This is a genomic window from Prosthecobacter sp. (assembly GCF_044222345.1).
GTDB lineage: Bacteria > Verrucomicrobiota > Verrucomicrobiia > Verrucomicrobiales > Verrucomicrobiaceae > Prosthecobacter.
Genome location: NZ_JBGANL010000097.1, coordinates 1 through 9,038, shown reverse-complemented (window position 1 = coordinate 9,038; position 9,038 = coordinate 1). Strand labels below are relative to the sequence as shown.

Below are 9,038 nucleotides of genomic sequence, written 5' to 3'. Positions count from 1 at the left end.
GACAGCGGTGCCGGAGGCAAATTCGCCGCCGCCCGTGGAAACCTGGATGATGCCGTCAGACTTGGACTCTGCGAAGGCCTTCAGCGCGCCGTTGATGGTCGTAATGGAGGTGACGTTGATCGCCGGATAGGCGTAACCACCCTTCTGGGCGGCATCAAGCATGGCACGGTACTGGGCGGGTGTGGCTACGGGCATCTTAGGGGTGTGTTTTTGAGTTGAGAGGTTGAGGGAAGCAAGAAACGGGCCGGGTGCAAGAAGCGCTTCATATCTGGCGGGGGTGGCAGAGGAGCGACCTTGGCTGATTGTTCCCATCCTCATTCGCCCGGATGCGAACAGAGACTGCTGTCAATAGGCGTCCCGTCGATGTAGACTTTGGACCACCAGAAGGCCACTGGCGCACGAAAGAGAAGATCAGGCCCGGGCTCCCACGTGCTTGAAGCTGATTCCCCGCCATTCTGCTCGCACTCCCCGGTTGACGCCCGACTATTAAGGTCTTTTAACTAGCAGCTACTCCTTCTCACGCAATGCCGCCCATGGAATCCTTTCTCTCGCCCGGCCTGCAATACGGCCTCGAACACAGCACTCTGACCTGCTGGATCATCTGCGGACTTCTGGCGCTGTTCTCGATCACGAGCTGGGCGGTGATCTTGAGCAAGCACTTCCTGCTCTCCCGGGTGCACAAGGCCAACCTGTCCTTTCTTCGCGAATACCGCGAGAGCAATCATGCGCTGGAACTGTATCAGCAGCGCGAGCCCCATGAGTTCTCCTCCTTCTACCACATCTACCATGCAGCCTGCCGTGAGATGTCCTGGTACCTCCTGGGTGAGGACGAGCCTGGCACCACCTTTGCCGCACGGCTGCAAGGCGCGGGCCGCATCACGCCTTCGCAAATGAATGCAGTGCAGGTGGCCATGGAGCGCAGCGTGGCCGAGGCGGCTCTGCGGCTGGAAGCACGCATGAACTGGGTGGCCACCACCCTGAGCAGCGCACCCTTCCTGGGTTTGCTGGGCACGGTGTGGGGCATTCTGGACACCTTCAGCACGATGACGTCTGCCAGCAGCAGCGCCACCCTCGCCACTTTGGCACCGGGCATCACCACCGCACTGGTGACCACGGTGCTCGGCCTGCTGGTCGCCATTCCGAGCATGGTTGCTTACAATGCTTTGGTGAACCGCATCCGCGGCATGGTGGTGCGGCTCGACAACTTCGCCAGTGAGCTCAACGCAGGCTTTGACCGCACCTTTGTGGACCATCGTTTCAGCAACGAGGCGCTGCCCAGCATGAGCGCCCTCGGCAGCCCGTCCATGCCCGCCTTCACCGGCACCAGCTCCTCCCCCCTGCCCTCGTCAATGCACGCTGCCCACGCCCGCGCATGAAACGCCACTCCAACAGGCATCAGCTCCGCCTCATCACCGAAATCAGCCTCACCCCGCTGATGGATCTGGTGCTGGTGCTGCTGTTTGTCTTTCTGCTGGCAGCTCCCCTGCTCAAGGCAGACAAAGCCATGCTGACCGCGACAGTCCCCGCCCCTCCTTCAGCTCCCGTCAGCGCTCCTGCTCCGACGGAAACAATGACGCTGCTGGTGAACAGCGACCAGTCCGTCACCCTCAACGGCGCGATGCTCGCGCGCGCGGACCTTCCCGTTTCTCTAAAACAACTCGCCCAGCGCAAACCCGGTATCGGCATCGAAGTGCGCATGCATCGTGACCTGCCAGTCCAGCAACTGGTGGAGACGATGCAGCTGCTTGAGGCGGCGGGCATTCAGAAAACTGCTGTCACGACTCATGCCGAGGCCCCCTGATTGAAGATGAACCGTAAACGTCCCACGACGCTGGAGCCCATTTCAGCAGCGGTGTTTGTCATCGTTTCGCTGCATCTGGGTGCGGTGTTTGGCGTCTGGTGGTGGTGGCAAAATGTCGGCAGCCTCAAGCGTGATGCCAGGACCTCGCAGCTTGCCTGGATGAATCCCGGTGATTTTAAATCCCTGGTGCCAGCGTCCACCGCTGTGCCTCGGGCCAAAGCGGTGGCATCCTCCAAGGCGGACACGAAGCCCCCGGCGGCCGCCCCTAAGCCAGCGGCAGAACCCCCGGTGCAGAAAGCCACGCTGATCGCCGCCCCGCCCCAGCAGCATCAGATGGAGCCCGTGCCGAACACCACCGGCACCCCTTTGTTTGCAGGCACTGCCGTGACACCGTCAAAGCCTTCCGCCAATCGCAGTATCACGCTGCGCAGAGCCCTGGAAAAGCGCCCCGCCCCGCCCCGGTTCGGCACCCCTGTTCCACCGATGACCAATCCGACGCTGATGGACATCGCACGTCTTAACACGCTGCGTCCAGCGGCCATTTCGCTCTCCAACGGCACCCGCCCGGCCACGGAGGAAGTGGATCTGGATGCCGTCGATGAAGCAGTCAATGCGGCATTCCTCATCGGCTGGACCGCCCCGCCCATCGAAAGCGTGCCGGAAGGCCAGCGCGAAGGACGGCTGAACATCTCCATCGGCAAAGACGGCACGGTCTTGAAGGCGCAAATGAACAAATTTTCTGGCTCCCACGCTCTGGATCAGTCCATCCTCGAGACCGCCGCAAAAGTTAAAAAAATTTCCACAACGCTGCCTTCTAATTACTCCAAAGACAGCTACGATCTGGAACTCAACTTCCTCCTGCTGCCCTGACCTCTGCATGACTGCCCGCGCTCTGCTTCTCATTCTCACCCTCGTCGTGTCCCATGGCACACGGGCGGAGGCTGGCGTCATGGAGAGACTGCGCGGCTTGTTCAGCATGGGTGGCGGCAAAAGCAAAACCGAGGAACATAAGAAAACCATGCCACGCATCCGCGTGGGCTCATTCTCCGGTGGCACAGGTGCCAGCGCCCAGCAGACCCTGCACAAGGAATTGCTCGATTCTCGCGAGTTCTTCGTCGCTGGGACGGATGAAAAAGCCGACTTTCTTGTGGAAGGCATGTCCGTCGGCGGTCGTGTCACCGGCAAGCTGAAGGATGCCAAAGGCAAGGATCTCTTTCAACGCAGCTATGCGGCCCCCGGACTCGATGAGAACCTCAAGGCCCTCACGGACGACATCATCTACACCATCACCGGCAGACCGGGACTGGCCACCAGCCGCATCGTCTTCGTGAGTGATGTCAGCGGCAAACGCCAGATCTACATCTGCGATGCCGAAGGCGGCGAGGTGCATCAGGTCACGCATGACAAGCATGCAGCCGTGGCGCCTTCTCTCTCGCCCGATTCATCCATGATCGCCTTCACCAGCTATCGCACCGGATTCCCCATCATCCGGCTGCTGGATCTCAATGTCGGCTGGGAACGCGGCGTTACAGACACCCCCGGCAGCAGTTTTGGCTCAGCCTTCTCGCCGGATGGCACGCACCTCGCCGCCGTGATGAGCTTCATCGGCAATCCTGAAATTTTCGTCAGCGATCTCAACACCAACACCGCCGCCTGCGTGAGTGATTCCGTCGGCGCTCCTTCCAGCCCTTCCTGGCATCCTGATGGCCGACAATTGGTGTTTTCCAGTGATGATGGATACGGCCCGAAGCTCTACATCGTCGAAGTGCCGCAGAAGGAGGGCGAATCCTCGCGTCTATTTCGCTGGCGCACCGGCTATCACTTCTGCACAGATCCCGAGTGGTCGCCCGATGGCCGGCACATCGCCTTCACCACCCGCACCGGCGGTGAATGGACTGTCGCCATCAAGCCCTATCCAAACGGTGGTGTGCGTGTGGTTCAGGCGGGCGGCGCGGAACATCCGTCCTGGAGCCCCAACGGTCATTTCATCACCTACGTTCAGCATGGCGAACTCTTTGTGCATGATCTGCGCAGCGGCAACCGTCGTTCCATCCTGCGCGGTTATGGCCGCATCTCCGAACCGCGCTGGATGCGCTGAGCCCTGATGATGAATGCCGCCCTGCCCATGATGAAACGCCCTGCTGCCCTCTTTTTGAGCTGCCTGATTCTGGCCTCCTGCAGCAGCATTCCCATGCCTTCGTTTTTGCACAGTCCCGCCTCTGAGGCGGTCGTCTATGCGCTCGGCCCACGGGAAGGCTTCACCTCCCCGCTGAATGGCAGCCTCAAGCCGGCGTGCCCTGCCCTGGTGTTTGAGAGCGCAAACTTCCAGCTCACCTCTGCGCATCAGCAGTCCTTGAACAGCCTGGTGCAGGAGATGGGCAGGAACAAAAAGACCCTCCTGCTGGTCGCAGGCTACACGGCGCCGAATCTGCCGGCGGATCACGCCCGCTCCCTTTCCGAACGCCGCTCCCTGGCGGTGCGGCAGCGCCTGATCGAACTCGGCCTCGAAGCCGCCAGCCTGCAGACCGTGGGCTTTGGCAATGACTTCTCCCCCAGCGGCCCATCCTCGGATGTGGTGGTCATTTACCGCCAGAACTGAAACGGTTTAGGCGAAATTCAAAATTGGCAACCGACCGTAGCGGCGAGGCCTGGACGTAAGATCATCGGATTACGCCCGTTCCTTCCCCCCCAATCATGCCCAACCGCCAAAACCTCCTCGTCGTTCTCGCCTTGGTCGCGCCGTTTGCTCTCATGTCTGCAAGCCCGGACAAACCCGCCAGGGGCAAAAAAGACAAGGGACCTTTCGTCGCGGGAAAACCCGCCTTCGTTCCGGATCTCACCATTCCGGTCTTCGATGCCTCGAAAGTGAAGCCGGACCATCTCGAACCCAGCGCCTTCAAAGTGCCTGAGGGTTTGGAAATTACCGTCTGGGCCACCTCCCCCCAGTTGTTCAATCCCGCGAACATGGACGTCGATCACGCGGGCCGCATCTGGGTCACGGAAGGCGTGAACTACCGCCGCCACTCCGGCCGCAGCCGTGAGGGCGACTGCGTGCGTGTGCTGCAGGACACCGATGGCGATGGCAAATGCGACAGCAGCCACGTCTTCGTGCGCGAAAAGGAGCTCGAATGCCCGCTGGGCGTCGCCGTTTTCGACAACGTCATCTTCGTCTCCAACGCACCAAACATCATCAAGTACACGGACGTTAACCGCGACTTGAAATTCGATCCCGCTGTCGACAAACGCGAGATCTTCCTCAGCGGCTTTGAGCAGCCGCAGCATGACCACAGCCTGCACAGCGTGTATGCCGGACCCGACGGCCGACTGTACTTCAGCAACGGCAACTGCGGTGGGCAGTTCAGCGACAAAAGCGGCAACACCTTCCGCATCGGCGGCGCGTATCTGAACAACACCTATACCGGTGCCAAAAGCGACGACGGCCATGTGTACGTCGGCGGCTTCACCGCCAGCATCGATGAAAACGGGCACCATGCGCGCATCCTCGGCTACAATTATCGGAACAGCTTTGAAGGTGTACGCAACAGCTACGGAGACATGTTCCTCAATGACAACGACGATCCGCCCGCCTGCCGCGTGAGCCACCTCATCGAAGGCGGCAGCTTTGGCTTCTTCTCCCGCGATGGCAAACGCCAGTGGCGCGCCGACAAACGCCCCGGGCAGAGTATTCCCACCGCCGAGTGGCGGCAGGAAGATCCCGGCAGCATCCCTGCCGGCGATGTCTATGGCGGCGGTGCACCCACCGGCATGTGCTTCTATGAAAACGGCGCGCTCGGTGAAAAATGGAACGGTCTGCTGCTAAGCTGTGAAACCGGACGCAACGTGGTGTTTGGCTACCTGCCAAAACCGGACGGTGCCGGCTTCAAGCTGGAGCGCTTCGACTTCTGCACCACCAACACCACGGGAGTGTACAAGGGCAGCGATTTCGTGGGCGGTGCCAACAACCTCTCCGACGAACGCCACACGCTTTTCCGTCCTTCGGATGTCTGCGTGGGTGCTGATGGCGCGATCTACATCAGTGACTGGTTCGACAAACGCACCGGCGGGCACCAAGACACGGATGAAACCTGCAGCGGCACGATCTACCGCATCGCACCTAAAGGGTTCAAACCCAAGGTTCCAAATCTCAAGCTGGACAGTGTCATAGGCCAGATCGCTGCGTTGCAATCACCTGCCACCAATGTACGCCACGTGGCATTCACACGCCTGAAAGCTGCGGGTGACATGAACATGCCCGCCATCCTCAAATTGCGTGATCATGCGAACCCTTTCATCGCCGCGCGTGCGGTGTGGCTTTTGGCACAGCTTGGAGAACCAGGGCTAATTTCGGCAAGGATCTGGCTGGAATCTGAGGATGCGACGAAGCGGCTGGTGGCACTGCGTGCGATCCGGGCGGCCAGCAGTGATGTGATTGATATTCTCAGCAACCTGACGACCGATCTTTCCCCGATGGTGAGAAGTGAGGTGGCGGTGGCTCTGCGGGATGTTCCGGCGGCGCAAAGCGTGGCATTGCTGTGCAAGCTGTCGCATCACATTGATGGTAGGGATCGTTCGCTGCTCGAAGCCTGGGGCATTGGCTGCACTGGAAAAGAAGCGGCTGTGTGGACGGCGCTGAAGCCCGAGGGTGCCTGGGACGATGCTTTTGCGCACATCACCTGGCGGATACATCCGGCAGAGGCTGTGTCGGATCTGGCAAAAAGGGCCGCCAATGGGAAGCTCTCGGCGGAGCAGCGGAAACTCGCGCTCGATACCCTGGCCTTCATCCCGGAAGCGAGCGCGGCCAAAGCCGTGCTTGAACTGGCCAAGGACAAAGAGTCCCCCATCCAGGCCGATGTCATGTGGTGGCTCATCAAGCGCAGCACGGACGACTGGGCCGGCTTTGGCATCGCAGAAGCCTTGAAGAAGGAGGGCATCTTTGATCCTGAAAGCGCCAAACTGGTGACCATCGTCACACCACCGGCGATACCCAGCACTGTGAAGCTGGATGAAGTGCTCAAGCTGCAGGGCAACGCCAAAAACGGCGCGCAGCTCGTGACGCGCTGCGTGATGTGCCATCAGATCAACGGCCAGGGGGTCGAGTTTGGCCCGAACCTGGAGGGCTGGGGCAGAAGCCAGCCCAGCGAAATCATCGCGCAGGCGCTCATTGATCCGAGCAAGGACATCGCGCACGGCTATGATGGGCAGGAAATCGTGACGAAGGACGGCGTGACCATCCATGGCATGATCCTTACTGAGGGTGACATCATGATCATTCGGAGCATGGGCGGCCAAAATCAATATGTCGCAAAGTCACGGATCAAGAGCCGCCGGAAGCTGGACCACAGCATGATGCTCAGCGCCACCCAACTGGGGCTGAATGCCCAGGATGTGGCGGACATCGTCGCCTATTTGCGTACCGGGAAATAATCGCAATCATTGGACCTGCGGATGCTGCGAAGCCCGACTCCCCCAAGCCCCCCTTTTATTGAATCATGACCTTTTTTCGCCTTGGCGTTCTCGCCACCGCCATCAGCCTCAGCAGTTGCAATTCCACCGCGCCCGAGCCGCCCGAGTTTAAACTTTCCGCTGAAGCCCTCGGCAGCAAGTACCCTGCCATGCGTAAAACCGGCGCTGTGAGGCTCTATGCGCAGAAGATTGACACCACCAAGGACGCATGGGGTCGTGAGACCCATGTGGCCAGCGGCGGTGCCGTGATGGTCAAGGACACCTCGTCCCCCATCTGGGTGCTGGCTCCCGGCATCTCCATCACTCCGGAGTTCTCCGAGGCTCTGGGCAAAGCAACGGTCAAGAAGAACGACCGTCTCTACATTGGTCAGAACGAGTCGGCGAAGATCCGCATTGATGGCGGAGCCATCGTTCCTGAAGGCGCTGTGAGCGTCAGGAAAATTGCCGATGAAGCCGCCGCTGCGGAAGCCAAGGCGAAAGCGGATGCCAAAGCCAGGGCCAAAGAAGAGGCCAAGGTGAAAGCTGAAGAAGAAGCGAAGGCCATGGCGGAGGTCCAGGCCCAAAAGGAGGCTGACGAAGCCGCAGGCAGAGCGAAAGCCGAAGCAGAGGCCAAGGCTGTGGCAGACGCTGAAGCCAGGGCCAAGGAAGAAGCCGACGCCCAAGCGAAGGCAGAAGCCAAGGCCAAGGCGAAAGCGGACAAAGCCCTGGCAGATGCCGAAGCCAAGGCCAAGGAGGAAGCCGAAGCCCAAGCGAAGGCAGACGCCAGAGCCAAGGCGAAAGCGGACAAAGCCCTGGCAGATGCCGAAGCCAAAGCCAAGAAAGAGGCCGAGGCACAGGCCAAGGCGGCAGCCCGAGCCGAGGCGAAAGCGAAGGAGAAAGCCGAAGCCATGGCCCAGGCGGAGGCCAGAGAGGCAGCTGCGGCCAAAGCCCTCGCCAACAAGGCGAAGGCCCGGGAGGAAGCGGCTGCGAAGGCCGCTGCGAAGGCCGCTGCGGAGAATGCCAAGGCGGAGAATGCCAAGGCGGAGAATGCCAAGGCGGAGGCTGACATGAAAGCTGCGGCTTACGCCAAGGCTGAGAAGGCCAAAGCCGAAATGGCCAGCGAGCCAGCGGCCAAACCCAAGGTGGCATCCACCGTCGAGAAGAAGTCTTCCGCTGGATCCAAACCCAAGGCGAAGGTCACCGAGTCATCCAAACCTAAAGCCGCCCCGACTGCACCTGCTAAACCGGCAGCACCGGCGGTGGACCGGGCGCGTCTGTTGAATCTCATGAGGGAGCCGACGGAGCGGTAGGCAGCGCCTGCATTTGTGTGAAGGCGGATGACAGGCAGGAATGGGGCTCGGTCAAGACGGGGTGTCGTTTTTTCGTGGGGCTAACATCAGTAGTTATGCCTGAGTCAACGCGGCAGCATCGGGGAGATTGGTCGTGACAATGTTTACGCGGGCTGGAAGGTGGTTTCAGGACGAAGCGCCTTCTATACCCCGCGAAAGCGGTAGCTACGATGCAGGCTTGCGCCTTGCATCTGCGTGACCGCACTCCAAAACGCTGTCGCGTGTTCTTGTATATATAGCGGTTCGTAAAACTCATTTCCGTTTAGCGGGCTGTTTCTTGATCGTGAATCATGGGCTACGACAGCAGCTGGCTGAGGACACAGGCTGTGTGAAAACTATTTCACCGGTTTGACCGGTGGCATGTTCATGAGCAACAAGATGAGCATGAGCCACCTTCGAGGAACTGATCGCAGCGAAGTGCAGATGCTGCCGCCATGCCTGGATGA

Annotated in this window: 8 protein-coding genes; 7 read left to right on the top strand and 1 reads right to left on the bottom strand. The window is 60.3% G+C overall.

All coding sequences use genetic code 11. The annotated features are described in order from the left end of the window. On the bottom strand, nucleotides 1–195 hold a 195-nt coding region (locus ACILSL_RS25860; RefSeq protein ID WP_395734966.1), incomplete at its 3' end, for a class II fructose-bisphosphate aldolase. A 338-nt stretch (nucleotides 196–533) separates the two neighbouring features. Between ACILSL_RS25860 and ACILSL_RS25855 the strand changes: the two genes are divergently transcribed. From ACILSL_RS25855 to ACILSL_RS25825, 7 genes are all read left to right on the top strand, one after another. Beyond that, the gene (locus ACILSL_RS25855) at nucleotides 534–1,376 is read left to right on the top strand and encodes a MotA/TolQ/ExbB proton channel family protein (protein ID WP_395734965.1); all 843 of its coding nucleotides are present in this window, start codon (nucleotides 534–536) and stop codon (nucleotides 1,374–1,376) included. Then, on the top strand, nucleotides 1,373–1,801 hold the full coding sequence (locus ACILSL_RS25850; protein ID WP_395734964.1) for an ExbD/TolR family protein: 429 nt from the start codon (nucleotides 1,373–1,375) through the stop codon (nucleotides 1,799–1,801). Before ACILSL_RS25855 ends, ACILSL_RS25850 begins: the two co-directional genes overlap by 4 nt. Nucleotides 1,802–1,807: 6 nt before the next feature. Next, nucleotides 1,808–2,671, top strand: coding sequence for a TonB C-terminal domain-containing protein (locus ACILSL_RS25845; protein ID WP_395734963.1), 864 nt, complete (start codon nucleotides 1,808–1,810; stop codon nucleotides 2,669–2,671). Between the two features lie 7 nt (nucleotides 2,672–2,678). Continuing rightward, the gene (locus ACILSL_RS25840; protein WP_395734962.1) at nucleotides 2,679–3,899 is read left to right on the top strand and encodes a hypothetical protein; all 1,221 of its coding nucleotides are present in this window, start codon (nucleotides 2,679–2,681) and stop codon (nucleotides 3,897–3,899) included. A 27-nt stretch (nucleotides 3,900–3,926) separates the two neighbouring features. Continuing rightward, on the top strand, nucleotides 3,927–4,400 hold the full coding sequence (locus ACILSL_RS25835) for an OmpA family protein (RefSeq protein ID WP_395734961.1): 474 nt from the start codon (nucleotides 3,927–3,929) through the stop codon (nucleotides 4,398–4,400). Between the two features lie 95 nt (nucleotides 4,401–4,495). Beyond that, the gene (locus tag ACILSL_RS25830; protein ID WP_395734960.1) at nucleotides 4,496–7,225 is read left to right on the top strand and encodes a PVC-type heme-binding CxxCH protein; all 2,730 of its coding nucleotides are present in this window, start codon (nucleotides 4,496–4,498) and stop codon (nucleotides 7,223–7,225) included. Between the two features lie 65 nt (nucleotides 7,226–7,290). Next, nucleotides 7,291–8,553, top strand: a complete 1,263-nt coding sequence (locus ACILSL_RS25825; RefSeq protein WP_395734959.1) for a hypothetical protein — start codon at nucleotides 7,291–7,293, stop codon at nucleotides 8,551–8,553. The last annotated feature ends 485 nt before the right edge of the window (nucleotides 8,554–9,038 follow it).